Source organism: Pseudomonas sp. MYb185, assembly GCF_002979975.1.
Taxonomy (GTDB): Bacteria; Pseudomonadota; Gammaproteobacteria; order Pseudomonadales; family Pseudomonadaceae; genus Halopseudomonas.
In genome coordinates, this window is sequence record NZ_PCQD01000003.1 from 249,269 (window position 1) to 273,331 (window position 24,063).

Annotated in this window: 25 protein-coding genes; 9 read left to right on the top strand and 16 right to left on the bottom strand. The window is 62.9% G+C overall.

Annotated features, from left to right (window positions below; translation table 11 throughout):
* Positions 1-40: 40 nt before the first annotated feature.
* Together CQ007_RS06065 and CQ007_RS06070 are read right to left on the bottom strand one after the other, a co-directional pair.
* Positions 41-1,135 (bottom strand): HlyD family secretion protein, encoded by a 1,095-nt coding sequence (locus CQ007_RS06065; RefSeq protein ID WP_105644171.1) that lies wholly within the window; start codon positions 1,133-1,135, stop codon positions 41-43.
* A 10-nt stretch (positions 1,136-1,145) separates the two neighbouring features.
* Positions 1,146-2,660 (bottom strand): MFS transporter, encoded by a 1,515-nt coding sequence (locus tag CQ007_RS06070; RefSeq protein WP_105644173.1) that lies wholly within the window; start codon positions 2,658-2,660, stop codon positions 1,146-1,148.
* Positions 2,661-2,921: 261 nt separating this feature from the next.
* Here CQ007_RS06070 and CQ007_RS06075 point away from each other — a divergent pair, with 261 nt between their 5' ends.
* Positions 2,922-3,536, top strand: a complete 615-nt coding sequence (locus CQ007_RS06075; protein WP_105644175.1) for a TetR/AcrR family transcriptional regulator — start codon at positions 2,922-2,924, stop codon at positions 3,534-3,536.
* Between the two features lie 249 nt (positions 3,537-3,785).
* Here CQ007_RS06075 and polA read toward each other — a convergent pair whose 3' ends face one another.
* On the bottom strand, positions 3,786-6,530 hold the full coding sequence (polA, locus tag CQ007_RS06080) for a DNA polymerase I (protein WP_105644177.1): 2,745 nt from the start codon (positions 6,528-6,530) through the stop codon (positions 3,786-3,788).
* A 76-nt stretch (positions 6,531-6,606) separates the two neighbouring features.
* Between polA and CQ007_RS06085 the strand changes: the two genes are divergently transcribed.
* Together CQ007_RS06085 and CQ007_RS06090 are read left to right on the top strand one after the other, a co-directional pair.
* Complete coding sequence (locus tag CQ007_RS06085) at positions 6,607-6,894, top strand: DUF2782 domain-containing protein (RefSeq protein WP_105644179.1); 288 nt, start codon at positions 6,607-6,609, stop codon at positions 6,892-6,894.
* 9 nt (positions 6,895-6,903) lie between these two features.
* Positions 6,904-7,857 carry a homoserine kinase gene (locus tag CQ007_RS06090; RefSeq protein WP_105644181.1) on the top strand — a complete coding sequence of 318 codons (954 nt, stop codon included), beginning with the start codon at positions 6,904-6,906 and terminating at the stop codon, positions 7,855-7,857.
* Positions 7,858-7,882: 25 nt separating this feature from the next.
* Here the strand turns inward: CQ007_RS06090 and CQ007_RS06095 are convergent, their stop codons facing one another.
* Together CQ007_RS06095 and CQ007_RS06100 are read right to left on the bottom strand one after the other, a co-directional pair.
* The gene (locus CQ007_RS06095; RefSeq protein WP_158256727.1) at positions 7,883-9,028 is read right to left on the bottom strand and encodes a diguanylate cyclase; all 1,146 of its coding nucleotides are present in this window, start codon (positions 9,026-9,028) and stop codon (positions 7,883-7,885) included.
* A gap of 215 nt (positions 9,029-9,243) precedes the next feature.
* The gene (locus tag CQ007_RS06100) at positions 9,244-10,332 is read right to left on the bottom strand and encodes an NADH:flavin oxidoreductase/NADH oxidase (protein WP_105644185.1); all 1,089 of its coding nucleotides are present in this window, start codon (positions 10,330-10,332) and stop codon (positions 9,244-9,246) included.
* An 88-nt stretch (positions 10,333-10,420) separates the two neighbouring features.
* On the opposite strand from CQ007_RS06100, the gene CQ007_RS06105 reads away from it, so the two are divergent.
* The gene (locus CQ007_RS06105; RefSeq protein WP_105644187.1) at positions 10,421-10,732 is read left to right on the top strand and encodes a helix-turn-helix transcriptional regulator; all 312 of its coding nucleotides are present in this window, start codon (positions 10,421-10,423) and stop codon (positions 10,730-10,732) included.
* Positions 10,733-10,840: 108 nt separating this feature from the next.
* Here CQ007_RS06105 and znuA read toward each other — a convergent pair whose 3' ends face one another.
* The gene (gene znuA / locus CQ007_RS06110) at positions 10,841-11,785 is read right to left on the bottom strand and encodes a zinc ABC transporter substrate-binding protein ZnuA (protein WP_158256728.1); all 945 of its coding nucleotides are present in this window, start codon (positions 11,783-11,785) and stop codon (positions 10,841-10,843) included.
* Between the two features lie 68 nt (positions 11,786-11,853).
* Here znuA and CQ007_RS06115 point away from each other — a divergent pair, with 68 nt between their 5' ends.
* Genes CQ007_RS06115 through znuB form a run of 3 tightly spaced genes read left to right on the top strand, consistent with a single transcriptional unit; the run spans position 11,854 to position 13,899 of the window.
* Positions 11,854-12,348, top strand: coding sequence for a Fur family transcriptional regulator (locus CQ007_RS06115; protein ID WP_105644191.1), 495 nt, complete (start codon positions 11,854-11,856; stop codon positions 12,346-12,348).
* Positions 12,345-13,121 carry a zinc ABC transporter ATP-binding protein ZnuC gene (znuC, locus tag CQ007_RS06120; protein WP_105644193.1) on the top strand — a complete coding sequence of 259 codons (777 nt, stop codon included), beginning with the start codon at positions 12,345-12,347 and terminating at the stop codon, positions 13,119-13,121. Before CQ007_RS06115 ends, znuC begins: the two co-directional genes overlap by 4 nt.
* A complete protein-coding gene (gene znuB, locus CQ007_RS06125; protein ID WP_105644195.1) occupies positions 13,114-13,899 on the top strand; it encodes a zinc ABC transporter permease subunit ZnuB in 786 nt (261 codons plus the stop codon). The genes znuC and znuB overlap by 8 nt, the downstream gene beginning before the upstream one ends.
* A gap of 20 nt (positions 13,900-13,919) precedes the next feature.
* Here the strand turns inward: znuB and bfr are convergent, their stop codons facing one another.
* From bfr to CQ007_RS06155, 6 genes are all read right to left on the bottom strand, one after another.
* Positions 13,920-14,384 carry a bacterioferritin gene (gene bfr / locus CQ007_RS06130; RefSeq protein WP_105644197.1) on the bottom strand — a complete coding sequence of 155 codons (465 nt, stop codon included), beginning with the start codon at positions 14,382-14,384 and terminating at the stop codon, positions 13,920-13,922.
* A gap of 157 nt (positions 14,385-14,541) precedes the next feature.
* Complete coding sequence (locus tag CQ007_RS06135; protein ID WP_371919797.1) at positions 14,542-15,177, bottom strand: SCO family protein; 636 nt, start codon at positions 15,175-15,177, stop codon at positions 14,542-14,544.
* Positions 15,168-16,064 carry a heme o synthase gene (cyoE, locus tag CQ007_RS06140; protein WP_371919798.1) on the bottom strand — a complete coding sequence of 299 codons (897 nt, stop codon included), beginning with the start codon at positions 16,062-16,064 and terminating at the stop codon, positions 15,168-15,170. The genes CQ007_RS06135 and cyoE overlap by 10 nt, the downstream gene beginning before the upstream one ends.
* A 115-nt stretch (positions 16,065-16,179) precedes the next feature.
* Positions 16,180-17,211: a heme A synthase gene (locus CQ007_RS06145; protein ID WP_105644201.1), complete on the bottom strand. Its 1,032-nt coding sequence runs from the start codon at positions 17,209-17,211 to the stop codon at positions 16,180-16,182.
* A 6-nt stretch (positions 17,212-17,217) separates the two neighbouring features.
* Positions 17,218-17,811, bottom strand: coding sequence for a hypothetical protein (locus tag CQ007_RS06150; RefSeq protein ID WP_105644203.1), 594 nt, complete (start codon positions 17,809-17,811; stop codon positions 17,218-17,220).
* Positions 17,804-18,565, bottom strand: coding sequence for an SURF1 family protein (locus CQ007_RS06155; RefSeq protein WP_105644205.1), 762 nt, complete (start codon positions 18,563-18,565; stop codon positions 17,804-17,806). Before CQ007_RS06155 ends, CQ007_RS06150 begins: the two co-directional genes overlap by 8 nt.
* 60 nt (positions 18,566-18,625) lie before the next feature.
* On the opposite strand from CQ007_RS06155, the gene CQ007_RS06160 reads away from it, so the two are divergent.
* Positions 18,626-18,835, top strand: a complete 210-nt coding sequence (locus CQ007_RS06160; protein WP_105644207.1) for a DUF2909 domain-containing protein — start codon at positions 18,626-18,628, stop codon at positions 18,833-18,835.
* Between the two features lie 16 nt (positions 18,836-18,851).
* Here the strand turns inward: CQ007_RS06160 and CQ007_RS06165 are convergent, their stop codons facing one another.
* The 4 genes from CQ007_RS06165 to coxB are packed head-to-tail and all read right to left on the bottom strand — an operon-like array spanning position 18,852 to position 23,079.
* The gene (locus tag CQ007_RS06165; RefSeq protein ID WP_105644209.1) at positions 18,852-19,748 is read right to left on the bottom strand and encodes a cytochrome c oxidase subunit 3; all 897 of its coding nucleotides are present in this window, start codon (positions 19,746-19,748) and stop codon (positions 18,852-18,854) included.
* A 28-nt stretch (positions 19,749-19,776) separates the two neighbouring features.
* Positions 19,777-20,346, bottom strand: a complete 570-nt coding sequence (locus tag CQ007_RS06170) for a cytochrome c oxidase assembly protein (RefSeq protein WP_105644211.1) — start codon at positions 20,344-20,346, stop codon at positions 19,777-19,779.
* 13 nt (positions 20,347-20,359) lie between these two features.
* Positions 20,360-21,943, bottom strand: a complete 1,584-nt coding sequence (gene ctaD / locus CQ007_RS06175; protein WP_105644213.1) for a cytochrome c oxidase subunit I — start codon at positions 21,941-21,943, stop codon at positions 20,360-20,362.
* An 11-nt stretch (positions 21,944-21,954) separates the two neighbouring features.
* Complete coding sequence (coxB, locus tag CQ007_RS06180) at positions 21,955-23,079, bottom strand: cytochrome c oxidase subunit II (protein WP_105644215.1); 1,125 nt, start codon at positions 23,077-23,079, stop codon at positions 21,955-21,957.
* A gap of 320 nt (positions 23,080-23,399) precedes the next feature.
* Between coxB and CQ007_RS06185 the strand changes: the two genes are divergently transcribed.
* A complete protein-coding gene (locus CQ007_RS06185; protein ID WP_105644217.1) occupies positions 23,400-24,044 on the top strand; it encodes a hypothetical protein in 645 nt (214 codons plus the stop codon).
* The last annotated feature ends 19 nt before the right edge of the window (positions 24,045-24,063 follow it).

The following is a 24,063-nucleotide window of genomic DNA, read 5'->3' on the forward strand; positions in this document are numbered from 1 at the left end:
CTTTCTGCACTCCTTGTCCCCTGCTTTCAAATGGTGGGTGTCATCCGCCGATTCCAGCCTGTGCTCCGGCCAGCGCCTGTGGTTGCGACTCTGCGCTTGATACGGTGCTGACGTTCACGCTGGGCCGTACGGACATGCCGACACGCAGCCGCTGAGCATCCTGCTGCCCCTCCTGCAATTGAATGCGCACCGGCAGGCGCTGCACTATCTTGGTGAAGTTGCCCGTCGCATTGTGCGACGGTATGGCAGACAGGCTCACGCCGCTGGCCGGGCCGAGGCTTGCCACCTGGCCCTTGAGTGCTATGCCGGGCAGGGCGTCTACGGCGATGCTTACCGGTTGCCCGACCTGTATGCGCGCCAGCTGGGTTTCCCGAAAGCTGGCTTCGATATAGATGGCGTCCAGTGGCACCAGCGTCAGCAGCGGATCACCCACATGTACGTAGCCACCGACCCGCGCCCGGCGTTGGGTGACCACGCCGGACACCGGGGCAACGAGGTCGGCATGGGATAGATTGAGTTCTGCGGCGGATTTCTCCGCCTGGGCGGAGGCTAGCGCCGCCTGGGCTTCCTCCAGCGCAGCCTTGAGAATGGCGGTTTGCTGTTTCGCTGAGTTCAGCCCAGCGAGGTCGCGGGCCAATGCCGCCTGTGCTACGTCTGTTTGCGCTTCGGCCTGCTGCTGGGCCTGAACGGTGCCTGAACCATCCCGTGCCAGGTTGGTGAACCGCTGCAGATCGGCCTTCGCCAGCTTGAGGGTGGCATTGGAGGCGTTGACCGCAGCCTGGGCCTGCGCAATGACGCTCTGCTGACGTGATATCTGCGAGTTCAGGCTATCCATGTTGGCCTGGGCTCTGGCAATGCCGGCATTCGCCGCATCAAGCTCGATGCGCAGGCGGCGTTGATCGATACGCACCAGTGGTTCACCGGCCCGCACTGGCTGATTGTCTTCAACCAGGACATGGGTGATCACGCCGGCGACTTCCGGCACGATAACGGTGAAGTCCGCCTTTACATAGGCATCATCCGTCGTTTGCGAGTCGGCGCTGGATTCATGTCGATTCAGCACCACAAAGGCACCAACCAGTGTGATTACTGCAAGCAGCCCTATTGCATAGGCGGGGCGTATTCTCATGACCATCAAGGATTTCCTATAGTTGGGGAGCAGGAACGTATTTGAACCTGAGAACCACGGGGATCAGCAGCAGCACCAGCAGGCCTATCAGCCGGAAGGTATCGGCGGCAGCGAGGGTATCCGCCTGTTGGGTAATGATTGCCTGCAGCTGGTCGCTGGAGAGGCCGGAATGAGGCAGTCCGAAGGGTGTCCGGGCCGCGCTGTCGATCAGCGTTTCGGCATGAAACTGACCTCGTACCGTCATCATCTGGCCGGTGAGTGCGCCACCAAGAATACCGCTGAGCACGCGCACGATATTCACCAGGCCGGCAAAGAACGGCCCTTCCATGGGCTGGACGACGCTGACCATCAGAAACAGCATCGAGACCATGGCCATGGGTTGTCCGACGATATGCAGCACAGTGGCCCAGCGAAACTGCGGTACCATCCATTCGCTGGTGATGCCCGAGGCGAACCAGCAGGCTCCTGCCATGCAGGCCAGGCCCGTGGCAAAGACATGGCGGGCGTCCACCCGACGTTGATACAGCAACAACGCCACGCACGAGCCCAGCACCAGTTGCGGCAGGCCTACCATCAGCCCCAGCGTGGCGCTTTGCTCAATGCGAAACCCGTGCAGTCGCCCGAGTATGTTGGTTGGCAGGTTGACGGCGGTGGACATGCCCACCATCAGCACCAGCAGGGCGATGAGCCCGAGCCCAATGTTACGGCGGCTGAGCGAGTCGAAGCGCACGAAAGGAGCCGGGTGCAGCCACTCGCTGGTCAGGTACAGGGCGGTGAATACCGGTCCGACCAACAGCGCGGCAACAATGATCGGCGAGTTGAACCAGTCAAGCCGTACTCCCTGATCGATGCCAACCACAATCAGCATCAGTCCCGGCATGCCCAGCAGCAGGCCAAACCAGTTGGCCTGCTTCAGCCTGTGCAGCATCGCCGGCATGCCTGGCATGCCCCAGGCAATCATGGCGATGGCCAGCAGTTGTAGCGGAATCGCATGCCAATATACCCATCGCCAGTCTGCGAAGTGCTCCACTGACAATGCCGCCAGCCAGAAGGCGATATTGGGTGAGAAAGTGGCCGTCATCGCAAACAGTGCCAGGGCATGCAGCCGAATGGGCGCCGGCAGGAAGCGCAAGGCGGCCATCATCAAAGTCGGAATCAGTGCACCAGCGAAGATGCCCTGCGAGGCGCGCAGCAGCAGCAACAGGGGCAAGTTGTGTACCGCGGGAACGACGACGGACAGTACCAGCGACACGACCAGCATGCTTATCAGGAAACGGCGCATCGACAGGGTGATGGCGAACCAGGCGGCGAAAGGCATCGCGGCCAGTTCGCCAGCGGAGAAGGCGGTGGTCAGCCAGGAAATATCATCCCGCGCGAAGCCCAGCCCGCCCTGCACGTCCACCAGCGCCAGCCCTGGAACCCGGTTGACCAGGCCAGCCATCATGGCAGCCACCAATATACCCAACAAGCCAACAACCAGTCGGCTATTGAAAGCGGGCGCGGCGGCAGCGGCGGGTGCGGCACTACTCATGCCGACGCCTCGGCAGCTTGCTGGTTCCGCCGGAAATAGCGGGCTCCCTGGTCTGAACAAGGGTGGGTCATGGTCATCCTCGGGTGAATACCACGCTGGGAGTTATCGGTTCGATGCGGAATAGTACCGATCGGTACTGTAGGGTTTTGAAAGGATATCGTCAATATAATGCTGGTTTGGGCTTTCTCATGCCATATGTTGAATAACTAAAGAACCGATCGGTATACTTGTGCCATCGTTCAACTATGGAGTTGCGCCCCCATGACCAACGCAGAGCAGAACAGCAAGGAGCAGGCTGTATTGGCGGCCGCCAGAACGGTGTTTTTCAGTCACGGTTTCAGTGCGGCCACCACCGATATGATCCAGCGCGAGGCGGGTGTTTCGAAAGCCACGATGTACAGCTGCTTCCCAAACAAGGAAGCCCTGTTTGTGGCTGTCATCGAGCAGCAATGCGCCGCAATGACCACGGCAATCCAGGCCATCGAGATATCACCTGGAAACCTCACCAAGACGCTGACCGATATTGGCCGGACTTATCTGCAGGTTGTCCTGTCGCCCGGGGGTATCGCATTGTTTCGCGTTGTCGGAGCAGAGGCGCCACGCTTGCCCGAACTGGGACGGCGCTTCTTTCTGGCGGGCCCGCGCAGCGTGACATCCATGGTGGCTGCTCGGGTGAGCGAAGCGGCGCAGGCTGGCGAGATAGATGTCCAGGCTGTCGGGGTTGAGGCGGCGGCGGGCCTGTTTATCAGCATGGTGCGCGGCGAGGGGCAGATAGAGCTGCTCATGCATCCCGAGGCTCAGCCGTCATCAGCGCAGATAGATCAGTGGGTACAGCTGGCGGTGACGACCTTCATGAAAGCCTTTGGCGTGAAGTAACCTGCTTTTGCCAGAAACGGAATGACAGGCAAAAAAAACCCCGAACTTCTATGGGGAGGGAAGGTTCGGGGTTCAACAACCGGGCTGTGCTAGGAAAGGGATGCCCGGTATTCTGCCAACACTAAATCACATCTAAGGAGCATGAAGGGCTTGACTGGCCATTCATAGTCTCTGACCGGGTGGTTTCCGGGGAAGTTCCCAAACCTGCGAAAATAATTTTCGCTACCGGTATGGCGCCGCTGAGCGTCATCAATGCGCCTCATCCCAGTTGTCGCCAACGCCGGTTTCCACCACCAGCGGCACATCCAGCTCGGCGGCGGCGCTCATGCGCTGGCGCAGCCCTTCGCCGACCTGTTCAAGCAGGTCCTCGTGCACCTCCAATACCAGTTCATCATGCACCTGCATGACCACGCGGGCGTCCAGTCCCGACTCGCTCAGCCAGCGGTCCACTTCGATCATCGCACGCTTGATGATATCGGCGGCGGTGCCCTGCATCGGGGCGTTGATCGCGGTACGTTCGGCGCCCTTGCGCATGGCCTGGTTCTTCGAGTGGATTTCCGGCAGGTACAGGCGTCGGCCGAACAGGGTTTCGACGAAGCCCTGTTCGGCGGCCTGGGCGCGGGTGTCTTCCATGTAGCGCAATACGCCGGGGTAGCGGGTGAAATAGCGATCGATATAGGCCTGCGACTGCTTGCGGTCGACGCCGATCTGTTTGGCCAGGCCGAAGGCGCTCATGCCGTAGATCAGGCCGAAGTTGATCGCCTTGGCGCTGCGGCGCTGGTCGCTGCTGACCTCGTCCAGCGCCACGTCGAAGACCTCGGCGGCTGTGGCGCGGTGCACATCCAGTCCCTGGCGGAAGGCCTCCAGCAGGCCCTCATCCTGGGCCAGATGGGCCATGATGCGCAGTTCGATCTGCGAATAGTCGGCAGCCATGATCTTGTAGCCCGGCGGCGCGATGAAGGCCTGGCGGATACGGCGGCCCTCGGCGCTGCGGATCGGGATGTTCTGCAGGTTCGGGTCCGACGAGGACAGCCGGCCGGTGGCGGTGACTGCCTGATGATAGCTGGTATGGATACGCCCGGTGCGGGGGTTGATCTGCTCCGGCAGGCGGTCGGTATAGGTGCTCTTGAGCTTGCTCAGGGTGCGGTACTGCATGAGTACCTGGGGCAGCTCATAGCCCTGCTCGGCCAGTTCGGCGAGCACCGATTCGGCGGTGGATGGCTGACCCTTGGCCGTCTTGGACAGCACCGGCAGGCCCTGCTTCTCGTACAGGATCACGCACAGTTGCTTGGGTGAGCCAAGGTTGAATTCCTCGCCGGCCAGCGCGAAGGCCTGGCGTTCCAGCGCCACCAGCTTGTCGCCGAGTTCACGGCTGTGTTCGCCCAGCAGCTTGGCATCGACCAGTGTCCCGGTACGCTCAATGCGCGCCAGTACCGGCATCAGTGGCATCTCGATCTGCTGCAGAACCTGGGCCAGGGGGGCGATTTCCTGCAGTTTCGGCCACAGGGCCTGATGCAGGCGCAGGGTGATGTCGGCATCCTCGGCGGCATAGGGGGCGGCCTGTTCCAGGGCGATCTGGTCGAAAGTCAGCTGCTTGGCGCCCTTGCCGGCGATGTCCTCGAAACGCACTGTGCCAATGCCCAGGTATTTCAGCGCCAGGCTGTCCATGTCGTGGCGGGTAGCGGTCGAATCCAGCACGTAGGATTCGAGCATGGTGTCGAAGGCCACACCCTGGACGTGGATGTCGTAATGGGCCAGCACGTTCATGTCGTACTTGGCGTGCTGGGCGATCTTGGGTTTGTGCGGGTCTTCCAGCAGCGGTTTGAGCGCCGCCAGCACCTGGTCCCGGTCGAGCTGTTCGGGCACCCCCATGTAGCTGTGCGCCAGCGGTACGTAGGCGGCCTGATGCGGATCGATGGCGAAGGACACCCCGACCAGCTCGGCCTGCTGGGCATAGATGCTGGTGGTCTCGGTGTCGAAGGCGAACAGCGGGGCTTCGCGCAGGCGCTGCAGCCAGTGGTCCAGGCGCGCCTGGTCGAGAATGGTTTCGTACTGCGCTTCGACGCTGACCGCCTGCCCCGGTGCTTCCACAGCATCCCCGGCGGCCTTGGCTTCGCGCAACAACTCGTCGAGCCAGGCCTTGAATTCCAGGGTGCGGTAGAGTTCGATCAGGGTATCGCGGTCGGCCGTCGTTGGCATCAGCGCATCGACCTTCACCTCCAGCTCGACATCCACCTTGATGGTCGCCAGCTCATGGGACAGGTAGGCCATGTCCTTGTGTTCCAGCAGTTTCTCCGGCAGCTTCTTGGCGCCGCGAATCGGCAGTTCCGGTATCTTGTCCAGGTTGGCATAGATCACGTCCATGCCGCCGCCCAGGCCGGTCAGCAGGCCCAGCGCGGTCTTCTCGCCGACCCCGGGCACACCGGGGATGTTATCCACCTTGTCGCCCATCAGCGCCAGGAAGTCGATGATCAGCTCCGGACCGATGCCGAACTTCTCGCGCACGCCGTCGGCGTCCATCACCGTGCCTGTCATGGTGTTGACCAGGGTGATGTGCCCGTCGACCAGTTGCGCCATGTCCTTGTCGCCGGTGGAAATCACCACCGGGCAGCCGGCTGCGGCGCTATGTCGGGCCAGGGTACCGATCACGTCATCGGCCTCGACGCCATCGACGCACAGCAGCGGCAGTCCCAGCGCCTTGACGCAGGCATGCAGCGGCTCGATCTGGGCGCGCAGGTCATCCGGCATGGGGGGGCGGTGCGATTTGTAGTCCTCGAACAGCGCATCACGGAAGGTCGGCCCCTTGGCATCGAACACCACCGCGAAGGGGCTGTCCGGGTACTGCTTGCGCAGGCTCTTGAGCATGTTGAGTACGCCCTTGACCGCGCCGGTGGGGTTGCCGGTGGAGGTGGTCAGCGGCGGCAGCGCATGGAAGGCCCGGTACAAATAGGAGGAGCCATCAACGAGGATCAGCGGGGCGATAGAGTCAGTCATGCGTCAGGTCAGCGTTTCCAGGAATAAAAGAGGCTAGAATGAGGTTACCGTCATTCCACTAAAGGACAAGGTTAACATGACACGCATAATCGGCCGCGGGTTGGCTGCACTGATATTGGTCGCCAGTTTCACCGTGCTGGCGCAGGAAGAACCGCTGACCGGCGAGCCGGACGTGACCATCCGCCAGGAGGGTGACCGCACCATCGAAGAGTACCGGGTGAACGGCTTTCTCTATGCCATCAAGGTAACCCCGAAGAACGGTGCGCCGTACTTCCTGGTGGCGGTGGATGATGATGGCAACTTCGCTCGCTCTGATCAGCCCAATGGCCTGCGCATTCCCTCATGGAAAATCTTCGAGTGGTAAGGGGCTGACATGTCGGTATTCACACCGGTCGACCGGGCGCAGCTGGAGGTCTTCCTCGACCGCTTCGAGCTGGGCCGGCTGATCGACCACCGCGGTATCGCTGGCGGCACCGAGAACAGCAACTTCTTTGTTGCCACCGAGCAGGGCGAGTATGTGCTGACGCTGATCGAGCGGGGCCCGGTCGCCGACCTGCCCTTTCTCATTGAGCTGCTCGACCGTCTGCAGCGGGCCGACCTGCCGGTGCCCTATGCCATCCGTGACCGTGATGGCCAGGCCCTGCAGCAGCTCAATCAGCGCCCTGCACTGCTGCAGCCGCGGCTGCCGGGCCGGCATGTCGAGCATAGCGATCCCAGTCATTGCCTGGCGCTCGGCCAGATGCTGGCGCGGTTGCACAAGGCCAGCGCCGACAGCGGCCTGCAGCGGCGCAGCGACCGAGGCCTGGAATGGATGAGCCGCGAGGCCACAGGGCTGCTCCAGCGCAGCGAGCCTGGGGCCCGGCAACTGCTGCAATCCGCCCTGGATGTGCTGGAGCGTCTGCAGCGGGAGCGGCCCGCCCTTCCCGAGGCCATGTTGCATGGCGATCTGTTCCGCGACAACGTGCTGTTCGAGGGCCACCACCTTACCGGGCTGATCGACTTCTACAATGCCTTCAGCGGCTGGGCCCTGTACGACGTCGCCATCTGCGTCAACGACTGGTGTCTGGCAGATGATGGCGGGCTGGACTCACGACGTGCCGAGGCGCTGCTGGCCGGCTACGCCAGCCAGCGCCGCTTCACTGCGCTGGAGGCGGAAAACTGGCCCGATCTGTTGCGCGTGGCTGCCTTGCGCTTCTGGTTGTCACGTCAGCTGGCGGCCGACCGGCACGCCGAGCACAGTGGTGTACTGATCAAGGAGCCGGAGCACTTCCGGCGGCTGCTGGAGTGCCATCGGCAGGTAGCCGTGGGATTGCCGCTGGCGCTGTAGTGGTCAGATCTGCCGGCGCGCCCGTTCAAGCCGCCGCCTCGACCCGGTTGCGGCCATTCTGCTTGGCCCGGTACAGGGCCTGGTCCGCCAGTTCTATGGCGTCCAGCGGGCTTAGCTGGGTCTTGGGCTGCAGGGTGCAGATGCCGATGCTGATGCTGATGGTCATGTTCAGCGGGCTGTGCTCGTTGATGTCCGAAGTGAGCTGCTCCACGCTCCGGCGCAGGGTCTCGGCCACCTCCCGGGCCCCGGCGGCGGAGGTGTTGGGCAGTATCACCAGAAATTCCTCACCGCCCAGACGGCCGGCATGATCCTGGGTCCGCAGACGCGAGCGCAGGGCGCCAGCCAGCTGTTTCAGCGCACGGTCACCGACCAGATGACCGTGGTTGTCGTTGATGCGCTTGAAGTGGTCGATATCCAGCATCAGCAGGCTCAGAGGTTGTCGACCGCGATTCAGTGCCGCCAACAATCGGTTCAGCACCTCCATCGAGTAGCGCCGGTTGGGCAGGCCGGTCAACTCGTCATGCATGGCCAGGGTGCGGTTCTGGGCATCGGTGCGCTCCTTGGTCATCAGCACCAGGCCCATGCTGGCGAGAATCATGACAATGCAGGAGACCAGGTAGGTCGCCATCTGGATCGGCGTGGAGCTGGTGATCTGCAGCATCGGCGCCATACCCAGCGCGGTGCCGATGGCGCGGTAGCTCATGGTCGCAATCCCCAGCAGCGCCGCGGCCATCACGAAGTACTGGCCACGGCCCACCGTCCGCGCCCGATGCCTGAGCATGATCGTCAGCAGCAGGGTTGCCTGATATACGCTCAGTACCGCTACCACCACCACCCGTGCCGCCTGGGAGTCGGGTGTCAGCAGGACTGCCGGTGCCACCACCAGTGCCGGCCACCACAGCCATAGTCGGTGCATGCGTTGCTGCTGAAACTGCAACATGGCCTCGCTGAACAGGGAAAACACGCAGATCAGCAGGAGGTTGGCGAGCACCACGGTGAGGTAATCAGGCGCCACGCCACGCAGGCTGTACAGAATGAACGTCACGCCATGCAGGGTCAGGGCCAGCGTCCAGTAGCCGAGGCCTTCCGGCTGTTGCCGCCGCCACAGGGCCGCAGTACAGCTGGCCATGGTGAGGCTGACGACAATCACCATCAGGAACATGGTGGGCATGTGGGTTTGCATGTGGGGTCAGGGTACCTCGAGATGCCCGGCCAATGATGGCTAAATTATGGCATCCGGCGGTTAAAACACCATGTATTTGTCGGTGGAAAATGTTACCGGCATAGCGAGATCAGCGCGCGACCCGCGCTGGAGAGAAAGCAGCGAAGGCCGGGATGGATCCCGACCTTCGTGCGAAGAGACGACTACCGCGGCTGCGGTTCCGCTCAGTAGCGCGCCAGCCAATGGGCATAGGGTGCCGGCAGGGTCCAGGAAGCGCGGTCGATCTTCAGCTCGCGGGCGGCCTGGTACGCCCAGTGCGGGTTGGCCAGGTGTGCCTTGCCAACCATTACCACATCGAGCTGCCCATCCTGCACGGCCTTCTCGGCGATATGCGGCTCACCGAAGCCCCAGGCGGAAGACACCGGAATACCTACTTCCCGGCGCACGCGCTCGGCAATCGGCCCCATGAAGGCCGGGGCCCAGGGGATCTGTGCCTCGGGTGTATTGAAGCCGATGCTGACGCTCATCATGTCCAGACCGGCATCCTTCAGACGTTTGCTCAGGTCGATGGACTCGTTCAGGGTCCGCTCGTCATTCCCGTCGAATTCCAGCACGCCAAAGCGCATGGTCAGCGGCAGATGTGCCGGCCACACCTCACGCACCGCGGCGAAGGTCTCGCGCAGGAAACGGCTGCGGTTCTCGTAATTGCCGCCGTAGGCATCGGTACGCTGATTGGAATGCGCGGAAAAGAAGCTCTGCGCCAGGTAGCCGTGGGCGAAATGCAGTTCCAGCCATTCGAAGCCGACCTCATGGGCGCGCCTGGCAGCGGCGACGAAGTCATCGCGCACCCGGGCGATATCGTCCAGGGTCATTTCCCTGGGTTGCTTGTCCAGGTGGTTGCCGAAGGCGATGGCGGAGGGCGCGATGGTCTGCCAGCCGCGTGGGTCGTCATCGGCGATGTGGTCATCACCGTCCCACGGACGGTTGGCGCTGGCCTTGCGTCCGGCATGGGCGATCTGGATGCCCGGTACCGCCCCGTGCTGCTTGATGGCCCGCACGGTAGGGATGAACGCCTGGGCCAGATCATCGTTCCAGATCCCGGCGCAGTCCGGGGTGATGCGGCCTTCCGGGGCCACGGCGGTAGCTTCGACGATGACCAGGCCGGCACCGCCCCGGGCCATGCCGGCGTAGTTGGCGAGATGCCAGTCATTTACCCGGCCATCGACGGCCGAGTACTGGCACATGGGCGGTACGGCAATCCGGTTGCGGAGGGTGATGTCCTTGAGGGTGAAGGGCTGGAACAGCGCAGACATGGGTGATTTCCTGTAGGAAGTTATTTCAGTTGTTCGATAATATTCGAACAATGGATCAAAGGTAAACCCCTGTGTAGAATTCGAACCCATGAGACCCTTCAAACACCCCAGTCCCGGTGATTTTGTATTGGAGCGCGTGCTGTACGCGCTCAGTGATCCGGTGCGCCTGGAAATAGTGCGGCACCTGGCGCAGGTGGCCGAAGCCAGTTGCGGCGAGCTGGATGGCGGACGGCCCAAATCGAGCATGTCGCATCATTTTCGGGTGCTGCGCGACTCCGGGCTGGTATGCACCTATGGCGTGGGCACTACGCATATGAATTCGCTGCGCCGTGAAGATATGGAAAGCCGCTTTCCAGGGTTGCTGGATGCAATTCTGGATAATGCAGCCGCGCAACCCTGAGCCTTTCCGGGAGAACTGGTAGCAGAGGGAAGCGCGGCAGGCCGCTGACCGGAGGGTAACAGGGGCGAGGGTGTTGCCCCGTAGCGGGTCAGCGGTTTCGGGAAGTGCTCAGAGTTGTTCCAGGCACTCGGCCAGGGTTGTACCCAAGGTGTTCAACAGTTGTTCATAGCCTGCCGGGCCCGGTGTGACAGCGATGCCCAGCGGGTCGAGTTCGGCATTGCGTACCGGCAGGCCGGCGCTGAGCGTGGCGATGCGGTCGGCGGGGAACTGCGGTTCGCGGAACACGCAGCTGGGGCCGGCGGCGGTCAGTTGCTGACGCAGGGCCTGAGTATGCCGGGCACCGGGCTGGACCTCCACCGACAGGGTGAAGACGCCGCGCGGGTGGATGCCGATGCTGTCTTCCAGATAGCCGTAGGCATCATGAAAGACGAAGTAGGGCTTATCGGTCAGTGGCTGCAGGCGTTGTTGCAGCTGGGTGTGCAACTGCTCGAGGCGCTGGCTGAACTGTACTGCGTTGTGCTGCAGACGCTGCTGATGCTCAGGGTACAACTGCCCCAGATCCTCGGCCATCCATAGGGCGATGCGCTGGGCATTGTCGGTCGACAGCCAGATATGCGGATCGAGGGTGCCGGGCGCGTGGTCATGGTCGTCATGCTCGTGGCCGTCATGACTATGGGCAGCATGGTCATGGCCATGGTCAGTGGCGTGCGGGTGGTCGCCGTAGCTGCGCAGCGTCAGCCCGGGAATCTGGTCCAGGCGGCGGGCGGCGGGCTGGTTGTCCAGCAGCCGCTGCAGGAAGCGCTCCAGCTCCGGCCCCACCCAGTACAGGCGATCGGCGGCGGCGATCTGCCGTCGGTCGGAGGGGCGCAGGGCGTAATTGTGCGGTGAGGCGGCAGGGGGTAGCAGTACCTCGGGCTCGGCAATCCCATCCAGCACGGCGGCAGCGATCAGCTGCAGCGGCTTGATGGTGGTCAGCACGCTGGGCGTGGCCGCGGCGACGGAAAAGGACAGGCCAAGCCCGCAGACCAGGGTAAGCAGGAAACGCAGAAACATCGATGATACCTCGGGGTGGGGAATTGTTATATAATAACAGCCATCGACAAAACCGCTATAGGGCCAGCATGAATACATCCGTTTCGCCGGACGATCCCCATTGCCCGCACGACCACAGCCAGTGTGTCAGCGATGCGCTGGCCGCCGCCGAGCAGGTCTGCGAGCGCGCCGGGGCGCGACTCACTCCCTTGCGCAAGCGGGTGCTGGAGCTGGTCTGGCAGAGCCATCGGCCGCTGGGGGCCTATGATCTTCTGGATACCCTGGCGCGCGAGGATGACCGCCGCCCGGCACCGCCGACCGTGTACCGCGCCCTGGATTTTCTCCAGGAGCATGGTCTGGTGCACCGCATCGCCTCGCTGAACGCTTTCATTGGCTGCGCCAGTCCGGAACATACCCACCAGGGCCACTTTCTCATCTGCCGCAATTGCCGGGTGGCGATCGAGCTGGAGCAGACGCTGATCCACCCGGCGATTGCCGAGGTCGCACAGCGGATGGGTTTTGCCGTCGAAGCGGAAACCGTGGAAATCGCCGGGCTGTGCGCCCATTGCCGGGAGGCGGCATGAGCGACACCCTGCTCAGCCTGAGCCAGGTTGGTCTGCGTCGGCATGGCAATGCCATTCTCGAAGATATCACCCTGCAGGTGCAGCGCGGCGAGATCGTCACGCTGATCGGCCCCAATGGTGCCGGCAAGACCAGCCTGGTGCGCATTGTGCTCGGCTTGCTCAAGGCTGACAGCGGCGAAGTGCACCGCCAGCCGCGGCTGCGCATCGGCTACATGCCGCAGAAGCTGCAGGTCGACGCTACCCTGCCTCTGACCGTGCTGCGTTTCCTGCTGTTGGCGCCGGGCGTCAAGCGCACCGCCGCATTGCAGGCGCTGGGGGAAGTGGGCGCCGAACACCTGGCGCAGCGGCCGCTGCAGCAGGTCTCCGGTGGCGAATTGCAGCGCATTCTGCTGGCCCGGGCGCTGTTGCGCCAGCCAGACCTGCTGGTGCTGGACGAGCCGGTACAGGGCGTGGACGTCAATGGCCAGATCGAGCTGTACCAGTTGATCACCCGCCTGCGTGATCGCTACGGCTGCGGGGTGCTGATGGTGTCTCACGACCTGCACCTGGTGATGGCCACCACCAATACCGTGGTCTGCCTCAATCGCCATGTGTGCTGCTCCGGCCGGCCGGAGCAGGTCAGCGCCGATCCGGCGTTCGTTGCGCTGTTCGGCGAGCAGGCCAGTGCCCTGGCAATCTACAACCACCATCACGACCATAGCCACGACATGCACGGCGAAGTCATCGACACTGCCCATCACCACCCGGACGGATCTTCCTGCAACCATGCCTGACTTTCTTCTTTACGCATTGCTGGCGGGGCTTGGCCTGGCGCTGGTGGCGGGCCCGTTGGGTTCCTTCGTGGTGTGGCGGCGCATGGCCTATTTCGGCGATACCCTGGCGCACTCCGCGTTGCTCGGCGTGGCGCTGGGCATGCTGCTGCAGATCAACCTGACACTGGCGGTGACCGCTGGCTGCGTGCTGCTGGCGGTATTGCTGGTAGCCATGCAGAACCGCAAATGGCTGGCCAGCGATACGCTGCTGGGTATTCTGGCGCACAGTACCCTGTCGCTGGGGCTGGTGGTGCTGGCGCTGACCGAAAGCGTGCGGGTGGACCTGCTGGCGTACCTGTTCGGCGATCTGCTGGCGATCACCTCGGCCGATCTGGGCTGGATGCTCGGTGGCCTGGTGATCGTCATGCTGCTGCTGGCCTGGCTGTGGCGCCCACTGCTGTCGGTGACCGTGCACGAGGAACTGGCGCGGGTGGAAGGGCTGCCGGTGAGTGGTATCCGTCTGGGGTTGATGCTGCTGATCGCCATCGTCATCGCGGTGGCGATGAAGGTGGTCGGGGTGCTGCTGATCACCTCGCTGCTGATCATCCCGCCGGCGGCGGCCCAGCGCCACGCCCACACCCCGGAGCAGATGGCCCTGGGTGCCAGTTGCCTGGGATGCCTGGCGGTGCTGGGTGGCTTGGCGCTGTCGTGGAACCTGGATACCCCGGCCGGGCCGTCGATCGTGGTGAGCGCGGCCGCGCTGTTCATGCTGTCACTGCTGGTGCCGCGCCGGCAGTGACGGGATAGAGAGAGTGGGACTCAGATCTGCGCCTGCAGGTAGTTTTCCAGGCCGACCATCTTGATCAGTCCGAGCTGCTTCTCCAGCCAGTAGGCGTGGTCTTCCTCGGTGTCCTTGAGCTGGGCGACGAGCATGTCGCGGCTCGGGTAGTCGCCGTGCTTCTCGCACAGGGCGATACCCTTGGCCAGGGCGGCGCGCACTTCATACTCCAGCTTCAGGTCGGCGGCCAGCATGTCGGGCACGTTGTAACCGGGCTGGATGGGGGAGGGGCGCATGTCCGGCTTGCCTTCGAGGAACAGGATGCGGCGCAGCAGGGCATCGGCATGCTGGGTCTCTTCTTCCATCTCATGGTTGATGCGTTCGTACAGCTTGCTGTAACCCAGATCCTCGTACAGCCGCGAGTGCAGGAAGTACTGGTCGCGAGCGCCCAGCTCGCCGCGCAGCAGTTCGTTCAGGTAATTGACGATATCTGGATGCCCTTGCATGACGCCACCTCGATGGGTAAGGTTCGGTTGAATCCGGCAATTGTGCCGGAAAGTCGCTGCAATGGCCAGTTAACCTTTTGTAAAACACCAGTGATTACAATGGGTTATGCGTATTCAAGTGCTAGCGTTAAGCATAACTACACCCATTCTCAGTCGCTTATTGCCGGGCCATGATGCGCGGCAGCAACTGGCCCAGCTCGGTGGGCCGCAGCGGTGGGCGGATGAAGCCGACGTAGCGGCCCTGGGGGTCGACGATCACCACCTGGCCGCTATGGTCTACCAGGTAGTTGTCCTCGCTGGTATCCGGTTCGATATAGGCGACTGACAACGCCTGGGCAAATTTGGCCAGCTCGACCGGGTCGCCGGTGGCGCCAGTGAAGCCGGCATTGAAGAACTGCAGATAGCTGCTCATCTGCTCGGGGGTATCGCGGTTGGGGTCGACGCTGATCATGGTCACCTGCAGTTGCTCGCGGTCTTCTGCGGGCAGGGCATGGGTGAGCTGACGCAGCTCGGCCATGGTGGTGGGGCAGATGTCCGGGCAGAAGGTATAGCCGAAGAACAGCAGGTTCCACTGTCCTTGCAGGTCCGCCTTGCCCCAGGCCTGGCCGGTGGCCGCGGTCAGCTGGATATCGGGGATCTGCCGCGGCGCATCGAACAGGAAAACCCCGGACTGGGCAAGCTGCGCCTGGTCCAGCGGCGCCGGGCGCATGATCTTGTTCACCGTGGCGCCAATCACCAGCGCCACTACTGCCACCGTTACCAGAACGGTTTTCTGTACCCCACTCAAAGCCATCCGGCTGCTCCTGCGTAATGATCGACCAGCAGGGCGACGAACAGCCACAGCAGGTACCACAGTGAAAACTTGAAGGTCTTGATCGCCGCGTGCTTGCGGCTGTCACGGTACAGCGCCCAGGCCCAATCGATGAAGCGCAGGCCCAGACCCAGGGCGACGATCAGATAAAGCGTACCGCTCATGTGGATCACATAGGGCAGCAGGCTGACGGCAAGCAGGATAAAGGTATACAGCAGAATATGCAGCTTGGTGTACTGCTCGCCATGGGTGACCGGCAGCATCGGAATGGCGACCTTGGCATATTCGGCCTTGCGATGGATCGCCAGCGCCCAGAAATGCGGCGGCGTCCAGGCGAAGATGATCAGCACCAGCAGCAGTGCTTCGGCATCCACCCGGCCGGTGACCGCAGTCCAGCCGAGCAGGGGCGGAGCGGCGCCGGCCAGCCCGCCGATAACGATATTCTGCGGAGTCGCGCGCTTGAGGAAGGAGGTATAGATCACCGCGTAGCCGAGCAGCGAGCCGAGGGTCAGCCAGGCGGTCAGGGCATTGATCCAGTGCAGCAGGATGGCCATGCCGGCAACCCCGAGGACCAGGGCGAACAGCAGGGCGTGGATCGGGTTGACCCGACCCTGGGCCAGTGGCCGGCGCTGGGTGCGGGCCATGTGTATGTCGATCCGGCGGTCCACCACATGGTTGATCGCCGCTGCCGAGCCGGCGCACAGGGCGATGCCCAGGTTACCCAGCAGCAGCACCTGCCAGGGTACCGCCCCGGGTGTGGACAGCAGCATGCCGATGGCCGAGGTGATGATCATCAGCGCCACCACCTTGGGCTTGGTCAGTTCCAGGTAGTCGTGCCAGCCAGCGACAGCCCGTGCGGTTCTGGTCATGGTCGTCATACGTATCCCCCGCGCCTTGGGCGCTTATTGTTATTGCTTTGACCCAGTATGTGTCAGGACCTGGTGACTGGCCAGCCACCAGGTCGATGTTCACTCGATCCGGCCATCAGACCGGTGTCCAATGTCCGACACCACCGGTACTCTTTCTGTTCACCCGGATCACGGCCGGGCGCAACTGATAGTTCACCAGCACCATGCTCAACAGCAGCAGGGCACCCACGGCGTTATGCGCCACTGCCACGGGCAGCGGCAGGTGCGCCAGTACGTTGGTGATGCCCAGGCTGACCTGGGTCAGCAGCACCAGCGTCAGCCAGGCGGCGGTAGCGGTGAGACCGGCGCGGTACAGCCGCCAGGCCAGCAGCAGGGTGATCAGGGTGGTGACCAGCGCGCCGACCCGGTGGGTGAAATGGATGGCCGTGCGACCTTCGCCATAGAGCATGCCACCCAGGTAATTGGGGCCGATTTCCTGGAAAATGTTGAAACCGGCGGCAAAGTCCATCTCCGGCCACCACTCACCATGACAGGTCGGCAGGTCGACACAGGCCACCGCAGCATAGTTGCTGCTGACCCAGCCGCCGAGGGCGATCTGCACAATCACCACTACTAACACCGCACGGGCCAGCGGGCGCAGGGCGCTCAGGCCGACATCCGCCGGCAGGCGGCCGGACAGTCTCAGGCACAGCAGAAACAGCAGGCTGAGGGTGGCGAAGCCGCCGAGCAGATGGGCGGTCACCACCTGCGGCCACAGCTTCAAGGTGACCGTCCACATGCCGAACAGCGCCTGGCAGATGACCAGCGCCAGCAGGCCCAGCGGCAGCTTCAGCGGGTAGCCGTCACGGCCACGCAGTCTGAGGGCCAGCAGCGCCAGGCCGAGGATGGCCAGGCCCAGCAGCCCGGCGGCATAGCGGTGGATCATTTCCGCCCAGGCCTTGAAAGCCTCGACCGGATCATCGGGGAAGCGCAGCTGTGCCAGCTCGATGGCCGTATCGCTGCGTGGCACGCTGAGAAAGCCATAGCAACCGGGCCAGTCGGGGCAACCCAGCCCGGCATGCACCAGCCGGGTGTAGGCGCCCAGCACCACCACCACAAAGCCCAGCAGCAGGGCGCAGACGGCAAACAGGAATCCAGGTTTACGCATACTCGATCAACCTATCTTGGACAGTTTCAACAGGTGGCGCAGGTCATCCAGCAGGTGCTTGCCGGGGTTGTCCGGGTCGCGGTGCAATACCACCCGGCCGAGCGGGTCGATGACCCAGAGTTGCGGGCCCTGCTGCCAGTCCGCCGGGTGGGCGCCGAGACTGTGCCGATAGGGTCCCGGCTCCAGCGGTAACTGCTGCAGCTGGGGATACTCCTGCTGCAGGCGGCTGGCAAGTTCGCCGGAGACTGGCTGGCCAACGGCGAGCACATGCTCCACGCGATCGGCTTCGCGCCCGGTGGCGATATGGATCTGCCGCGCCTCGTACACCAGCGCCAGGCAGGCATCGGTGCATTGTCCCGGTGCGGTGACCAGCAGCCGCCAGGGGGCACCATAGCCAACCGGCTCCAGCTCCAGCTGCCAGTCCTGCACGGTCAGCGCCGGCTCGACCAGGGAGGTATGGTTGGTCTGGGACTGCGGGATGCCGATCTGCAGCTTGACCATCAGCCAGGCGATCAGGATCGGCCCCACCACCACCGCGACAATGGCCAGCAGCTTGAGCTGGCCGCGTGATCCGGTGTTGTTCGCTGGGTGTTCAGTCATGCTCATCATGCTCGTTGTTCCCCCCGGTGTCGGGCCGCAGACCGGCCCAGATAAACAGTATCAGCAGCGCGGCCGCCAGCGCGAACCACTGCACGGCGTAGCCGGTATGCTTGCTGGCGCTCATCGGCAGCGGCGGCCAGTCGAGTCGCAGGGCGCCCTGGCTGCCCGGCGTTAGCCGGGCCATCCAGGGTTGCAGCGCTATCCCGGCCTGTTCGGCGAAAGCCGGCAGATCGATGGTGGCGACCAGTTTCGGCCAGCTGCTGCTCTCGGGGCTGGCCAGGGTGAAGCCGCCGGTTGCCTCGGGCAGCACTTCGACCTGCAACTGCATATTGCCCTGGGGCGTGGGCACCGCCGGCAACCGCCGACGATCCGGCCACGGCAGCCAGCCACGGTTGATCAGCAGCTGTTGATCGCTGGCGCTGTCATGGAACACCTGCAGCACCTCGACGCCGGCCTGCCCGTCGCGGGTGCGGTTGTCCAGCAGCCAGATGTGGCGGGTATCCAGCCGGCCGGTCAGCAGCAGCGGTTGCCAGGCCAGATCGGCCCCGGGGTCGACTGCTGTCAGCGGCACGGCCGGCATCTGCTGATGGCGGTCGATCTGCGCCTGCAGCTGGCGCTTCTGCTCGGCGCGGTCCAGCTGCCAGACGCCCAGGCCGAGCAGCACCGGCAGCAATGCCAGGGTGAACACCCATAGCGGCCAGCCGGGTGCGAAGCGGTGCAGGCGCGGCATGGGCTCAGTCAGTTCGCTGGTCATGTGCCGGCTTCCAGGCCAGGTCTATACTGCAGGACACTCTGTTGAACATGGACATCGCTTATGTGGTTGAAAATCATCATCGTGCTGTTGTTGGCCGCCATCGTTGCCAGTCTGTTCAGTGGTGCGCTGTTCCTGCGTGACGCCAGCTCTGGTGGCCGTTTGCTCAGCGCCCTGACCGTGCGTATCAGCCTGACCGTGCTGGTAGTGGTGCTGATCGCCTGGGGGCTGTGGTCCGGGCAACTGCAGTGGGGCGCCCCGTGGTTGCACTGACCACGGAGCATCCGGCTCATAGCACGTAGACGAAGATGAACAACGCCACCCAGACCACGTCGACGAAGTGCCAGTACCACGCCGCAGCCTCGAAGCCGAAGTGATTGTCCGGGGTGAAATGCCCCTTGTGCACACGGATCAGCATGACCGTGAGAATGATCGCGCCCATGGTCACGTGGAAGCCATGGAAGCCGGTGAGCATGAAGAAGGTCGAGCCGTAGATGCCGGAATGCAGGGTCAGCCCCAGGTCATTGTAGGCGTGCACATACTCGGCCAGCTGCAGGCCGAGGAAGATCACCCCCAGCACCACAGTCAGCAGCAGCCAGTTCTTCAGTGCCTTGCGTTTGCTGGCACGCAGGGCATGGTGGGCCAGGGTCAGGGTCACGCTGGAGGTGACCAGCAGCAGGGTATTGATCAGCGGCAACTGCCAGGGGCTGATGGTTTCCTGCGGGCCGGGGAAGGCACCGGGGTCGGGGTTGTTGACCAGCGGCCAGGAGAAATTGAATTCCGGCCACAGCATGCTGCTCGAGCCCTTTTCACCGACCCCGTCCAGCCAGGGGCCGGCCAGGATGCGCACATAGAACAGCGCGCCGAAGAAGGCGGCGAAGAACATCACCTCGGAGAAGATGAACCAGGTCATGCCCATGCGGAACGAGCGGTCCATCTGCTTGCTGTACAGGCCCTGGTGGCTTTCGCGAATGACGTTGCCGAACCAGCCGAAGAACATCCAGACCAGGATCAGCAGGCCGGCATACAGGATGTATTGGCCCGGTGAGGCACCCGAGCCGCTGCTCAGACCATTCATCAGGGTGCCGGCACCGAATACCGACACCAGCAGCCCGATGGAGCCGACTATCGGCCATTTGCTCTGTTCGGGTACGTAGTACAGCTCATGCTTTTCATGACTTGCCATCTGTTGTTCTCCTTATCGGCAGCCGCATTCAGTTGCTGTGTATGGCGGCCAGATCGAGGCTGGGCGCCATGCGTTCGGTCACATCAAACAGGGTATAGGCCAGCGTCAGGCGGCGTACGTCCGCCGGCAGCGCCGGATCGACAATGAAGCGCACCGGCATTTCGATACTTTCACCCGGCTGCAGCACCTGCTGGGTGAAGCAGAAACATTCGGTCTTGTGGAAGAATGCCGCCGCCCGGGATGGCGCCACGCTGGGAATGGCCTGGGCCACCATGACCCGGTCGGTGGGGTTGTGGGCGAGGAAGTTCATGCTGTGGGTTTCCCCGGGATGCAGCACGATCTCGTTGCCCTCGGGGCCGAACGACCAGCGCATACCCTCGGCATTGCTGGAGACGAATTGCACGCGCACCTCGCGCTGCATGTCCACCGCCTGCTCCTGGCCCTGCCAGGCTGCGCCGGCGGTCTTGCCGTTGATGCCGAAGGCCTGGCACATCACGTCGTAGATGGGTACCAGCAGAAAGCCGAAGGCGAACATGCCGACGACCAGCAACAACAGACGCTTGATCAGGCTCGTGGTGCTCAGACCTTCCTCGCTCATGGCAACCTCCCCTCTATTTCACTTCCGGCGGTGTGGTGAAGGTGTGATAGGGCGCCGGTGACGGCACCGTCCACTCCAGACCTTCGGCGCCATCCCAGGGCTTGGCCGGGGCCCGTTTGCCGCCGCGAATGCATTTGATGACGATGAACAGGAACAGCAGCTGGGTGGCGCCGAACATGAAGGCACCGACCGATGACACCATGTTGAAGTTGGCGAACATCATGTTGTAGTCGGGAATCCGCCGTGGCATGCCGGCCAGACCGACGAAGTGCATCGGGAAGAACGCCAGGTTCATGCCGATGAAGGACATCCAGAAGTGAGTCTTGCCGAGCACCTCGTCATACATGTACCCGGTCCACTTCGGTAACCAGTAGTAGGCCGAGGCGAAGATACCGAAGATCGCGCCGGGCACCAGCACATAGTGGAAGTGCGCCACCACGAAGTAGGTGTCGTGGTACTGGAAGTCCGCCGGGGCGATGGCCAGCATCAACCCGGAGAAGCCGCCGATGGTGAACAGGATGACGAATGCCACCGCGAACAGCATCGGGGTTTCGAAGCTCAGCGAGCCGCGGAACATGGTGGTCGCCCAGTTGAACACCTTTACCCCGGTAGGCACTGCGATCAGCATGGTGGCGTACATGAAGAACAGCTCGCCGGTCAGCGGAATGCCGACGGTGAACATGTGGTGCGCCCACACCGTGAAGGACAGGAAGGCGATCGCGCCGGTGGCATAGACCATGGAGGTATAGCCGAACAGCGGTTTGCGGGCGAATGCCGGGATGATCATGCTCACCGCGCCGAAGGCCGGCAGGATCATGATGTACACCTCGGGGTGGCCGAAGAACCAGAACACATGCTGGAACAGCACCGGGTCACCGCCACCGGCGGCATTGAAGAAACTGGTACCGAAGTGGATGTCCATCAGCATCATGGTCACCACCCCGGCCAACACCGGCATCACCGCGATCAGCAGGAAGGCGGTGATCAGCCAGGTCCAGACGAACATCGGCATCTTCATCAGGGTCATGCCCGGCGCGCGCATGTTGAGAATGGTGGCGATGATGTTGATCGCCCCCATGATCGAACTGATGCCCGCCAGGTGGATGGCGAAGATGAAGAAGGTGGTGCTTTCCGGTCCGTAGGTGGTGGACAGCGGGGCGTAGAAGGTCCAGCCGAAGTTGGGCCCGCCGCCCTCCATGAACAGGGTCGAGATCAGCAGCCCGAAGGCCGCCGGCAGCAGCCAGAAGCTGAAGTTGTTCATCCGCGGCAGGGCCATGTCCGGCGCGCCGATCATCAGCGGTACCATCCAGTTGGCCAGCCCGACGAAGGCCGGCATCACTGCACCGAACACCATGATCAGGCCGTGCATGGTGGTCATCTGGTTGAAGAACTCCGGCTGCACCAGTTGCAGGCCGGGCTGGAACAGTTCGGCACGGATGACCATGGCCAGCGTACCGCCGAGCAGGAACATGGCGAAGCTGAACCACAGGTACATCGAGCCGATATCCTTGTGGTTGGTGGTCAGTACCCAACGCATCAAGCCCTTGGCCGGACCGTGGGCATGGTCGCCGTGATGATTGTCGATCACTGCACTCATGACAGGTCTCCTTATTGGCTGTTCTTGAAGTTGAGGATATCGATGGGTGCCACCACCTCGCCGGTCTCATTGCCCCAGGCGTTGCGTTCATAGGTGATGACGGCGGCGATATCCACTTCCGACAGCTGCCGGCCGAAGGCGGCCATGGAGGTACCGGGCACGCCGTTGACTACTACATTGATGTGCGCGGTCACATCGTTGAGCACCATGTCACTGCCCTTGAGCGCCGGGAACATCGGCGGCAGGCCTTCGCCGTTGGCCTGGTGACAGGCCACGCAGGTACTGGTGTAGATGCGCTGGCCGCGTTCCATCAGCTCATCCAGGGTCCATTCCTTGCTGGTCAGTTCGGCCTCGGCAGCGGCGGCGGCCTTCTTCTCGGCCAGCCAGGCGGCATAGTCCTCGGGCGTGCGGGCATCCACCACGATGGGCATGAAGGCATGGTCGCGGCCGCACAGCTCGGTGCACTGGCCACGGTAGATGCCGGGTTCGTCGATGCGGGTCCAGGCTTCATTGACGAAACCGGGAATGGCGTCCTTCTTCACCGCCAGCGCCGGCACCCACCAGGAGTGGATGACATCGGCTGCGGTGATCAGCAGGCGCACCTTCTGGCCGGTGGGAACCACCATCGGCTCGTCCACTTCCAGCAGGTAGTGTTCGCCCTTGGCGGCCTGGTTGGCGATCTGGTCGCGCGGGGTCGCCAGGTTGCTCATGAAGCTGACGTCTTCGCCCAGATAGTTGTACTGCCAGCGCCACTGATAACCGGTGATCATGATGTCCAGGTCGGCATCTTCAGTGTCATAGATGTCGATCAGCGTCTTGGTCGCCGGTATCGCCATGCCGACCAGGATCAGTAGCGGAATGATCGTCCAGAGGAGCTCGACGGTGAGGTTCTCATGGAACTTGGCAGCTACCGCGCCTCTGGAGCGGCGGTGCATGAACATCGACCAGAACATCACGCCGAAGACAATGGCACCGATGACCACCGAGATCCAGAAGATGGTCATGTGCAGGTCGAAGACCGAGCGGCTGACTTCCGTTGCCCCCGGACTCATGTTAACGGTCCAGCTCGCGCTGGCATTCCCGCCGAGTGCAATCAGAAACAGGCCACCCAGCCAGGTGTGTGCATGTCGCAACATCCCGGTTTCCCCTTATTTATTGTTTTTATCACCCGTCGGTGCGCCTCCAAAGCTGCACCAGACAGAGTCGAGTATAGACCTGAAGGCGATCATGGCAATCCTCTTGAGTCTAATTTCTCATTAAATTGTCAAGGGGTTATTGGGCTGAATATGTAAGAAATTGGCTCCGAATCAGCGGCCCGGGCCGACCCTTGCGAGTTGTCCATTCGGCTCGCCGTCGTGTCACTTTGACGATATGCAGGCACTCTGCTAGCTTGAATTCCAGCCAATCCAATGCCTTTTCTGGTGAGCCGCCTGACTCACCAATACCGGAGTGCCTAATGAAAATATCCGAATTGCGTGAGCGGGTCAGGACCGCTCGCGAAGATGAAAGCAATGATGAGGATCTGCGCAACTGGCTGGAGGGGAAGCTGCCCCAGCTGCACCGTACCATCCGCACGCGCGATGATGCCGCTACCACGCTGTTCAACTTCATCCAGGCCTATGTCGAGCGGGTGCCGGACATGCTCGAGGCGGCGCAATCGGTGGCCAACCATGCCAAGCTGCGCCCGCAGCTGATTCCGGTACTGAAGGTAGCCGAGGAGTTCTTCCTGCGACCGCCGGAAATCACCGAAACCCAGAGCGGCCTACTGTTGCTGCTCGATGAGGCATACCTGGCCCATCGTCTGGTCGAGGAGGTGAATGACCGCTACGTCGCCCATGGTGGTGAGTCGTTGATCCCGATGAACAACACCCGCGCGAACCTGATCGTGCATGAATTGCTCGGTGAGGAGTATGCCAACCAACTGGATGCAGCGGTGTACGAGGCTGTCGCGGGGCTGCTACCGGAGGAGATATTCCAGAGTCCGGCTTTTCTGGCCTACAAGGACGGTGTCGGCGAGCAGGACCGGCATGAAGTGTGGCGCCGCTGGCCGAACATGGCCGAGGAGCTGGGGGTAGGTCTGACCTGGCGGGATAATCTCTAGCGCCTGCCGGGAGACGCAT

Excerpts from the sequence above, each read along its gene's own strand:
- CQ007_RS06185 (WP_105644217.1), top strand. The coding sequence starts at position 23,400 with ATGAAAATATCCGAATTGCGTGAGCGGGTCAGGACCGCTCGCGAAGAT.
- ctaD (WP_105644213.1), bottom strand. The coding sequence starts at position 21,943 with ATGAGTGCAGTGATCGACAATCATCACGGCGACCATGCCCACGGTCCG.
- CQ007_RS06075 (WP_105644175.1), top strand. The coding sequence starts at position 2,922 with ATGACCAACGCAGAGCAGAACAGCAAGGAGCAGGCTGTATTGGCGGCC.
- CQ007_RS06095 (WP_158256727.1), bottom strand. The coding sequence starts at position 9,028 with ATGCCCACCATGTTCCTGATGGTGATTGTCGTCAGCCTCACCATGGCC.
- znuC (WP_105644193.1), top strand. The coding sequence starts at position 12,345 with ATGAGCGACACCCTGCTCAGCCTGAGCCAGGTTGGTCTGCGTCGGCAT.
- znuB (WP_105644195.1), top strand. The coding sequence starts at position 13,114 with ATGCCTGACTTTCTTCTTTACGCATTGCTGGCGGGGCTTGGCCTGGCG.
- CQ007_RS06115 (WP_105644191.1), top strand. The coding sequence starts at position 11,854 with ATGAATACATCCGTTTCGCCGGACGATCCCCATTGCCCGCACGACCAC.
- CQ007_RS06100 (WP_105644185.1), bottom strand. The coding sequence starts at position 10,332 with ATGTCTGCGCTGTTCCAGCCCTTCACCCTCAAGGACATCACCCTCCGC.
- CQ007_RS06155 (WP_105644205.1), bottom strand. The coding sequence starts at position 18,565 with ATGACCAGCGAACTGACTGAGCCCATGCCGCGCCTGCACCGCTTCGCA.
- CQ007_RS06085 (WP_105644179.1), top strand. The coding sequence starts at position 6,607 with ATGACACGCATAATCGGCCGCGGGTTGGCTGCACTGATATTGGTCGCC.
- CQ007_RS06160 (WP_105644207.1), top strand. The coding sequence starts at position 18,626 with ATGTGGTTGAAAATCATCATCGTGCTGTTGTTGGCCGCCATCGTTGCC.
- CQ007_RS06165 (WP_105644209.1), bottom strand. The coding sequence starts at position 19,748 with ATGGCAAGTCATGAAAAGCATGAGCTGTACTACGTACCCGAACAGAGC.
- coxB (WP_105644215.1), bottom strand. The coding sequence starts at position 23,079 with ATGTTGCGACATGCACACACCTGGCTGGGTGGCCTGTTTCTGATTGCA.
- bfr (WP_105644197.1), bottom strand. The coding sequence starts at position 14,384 with ATGCAAGGGCATCCAGATATCGTCAATTACCTGAACGAACTGCTGCGC.
- CQ007_RS06150 (WP_105644203.1), bottom strand. The coding sequence starts at position 17,811 with ATGACTGAACACCCAGCGAACAACACCGGATCACGCGGCCAGCTCAAG.
- CQ007_RS06135 (WP_371919797.1), bottom strand. The coding sequence starts at position 15,177 with ATGGCTTTGAGTGGGGTACAGAAAACCGTTCTGGTAACGGTGGCAGTA.
- CQ007_RS06070 (WP_105644173.1), bottom strand. The coding sequence starts at position 2,660 with ATGAGTAGTGCCGCACCCGCCGCTGCCGCCGCGCCCGCTTTCAATAGC.
- CQ007_RS06170 (WP_105644211.1), bottom strand. The coding sequence starts at position 20,346 with ATGAGCGAGGAAGGTCTGAGCACCACGAGCCTGATCAAGCGTCTGTTG.
- CQ007_RS06105 (WP_105644187.1), top strand. The coding sequence starts at position 10,421 with ATGAGACCCTTCAAACACCCCAGTCCCGGTGATTTTGTATTGGAGCGC.
- CQ007_RS06145 (WP_105644201.1), bottom strand. The coding sequence starts at position 17,211 with ATGCGTAAACCTGGATTCCTGTTTGCCGTCTGCGCCCTGCTGCTGGGC.
- polA (WP_105644177.1), bottom strand. The coding sequence starts at position 6,530 with ATGACTGACTCTATCGCCCCGCTGATCCTCGTTGATGGCTCCTCCTAT.
- znuA (WP_158256728.1), bottom strand. The coding sequence starts at position 11,785 with ATGTTTCTGCGTTTCCTGCTTACCCTGGTCTGCGGGCTTGGCCTGTCC.
- cyoE (WP_371919798.1), bottom strand. The coding sequence starts at position 16,064 with ATGACCAGAACCGCACGGGCTGTCGCTGGCTGGCACGACTACCTGGAA.
- CQ007_RS06065 (WP_105644171.1), bottom strand. The coding sequence starts at position 1,135 with ATGGTCATGAGAATACGCCCCGCCTATGCAATAGGGCTGCTTGCAGTA.
- CQ007_RS06090 (WP_105644181.1), top strand. The coding sequence starts at position 6,904 with ATGTCGGTATTCACACCGGTCGACCGGGCGCAGCTGGAGGTCTTCCTC.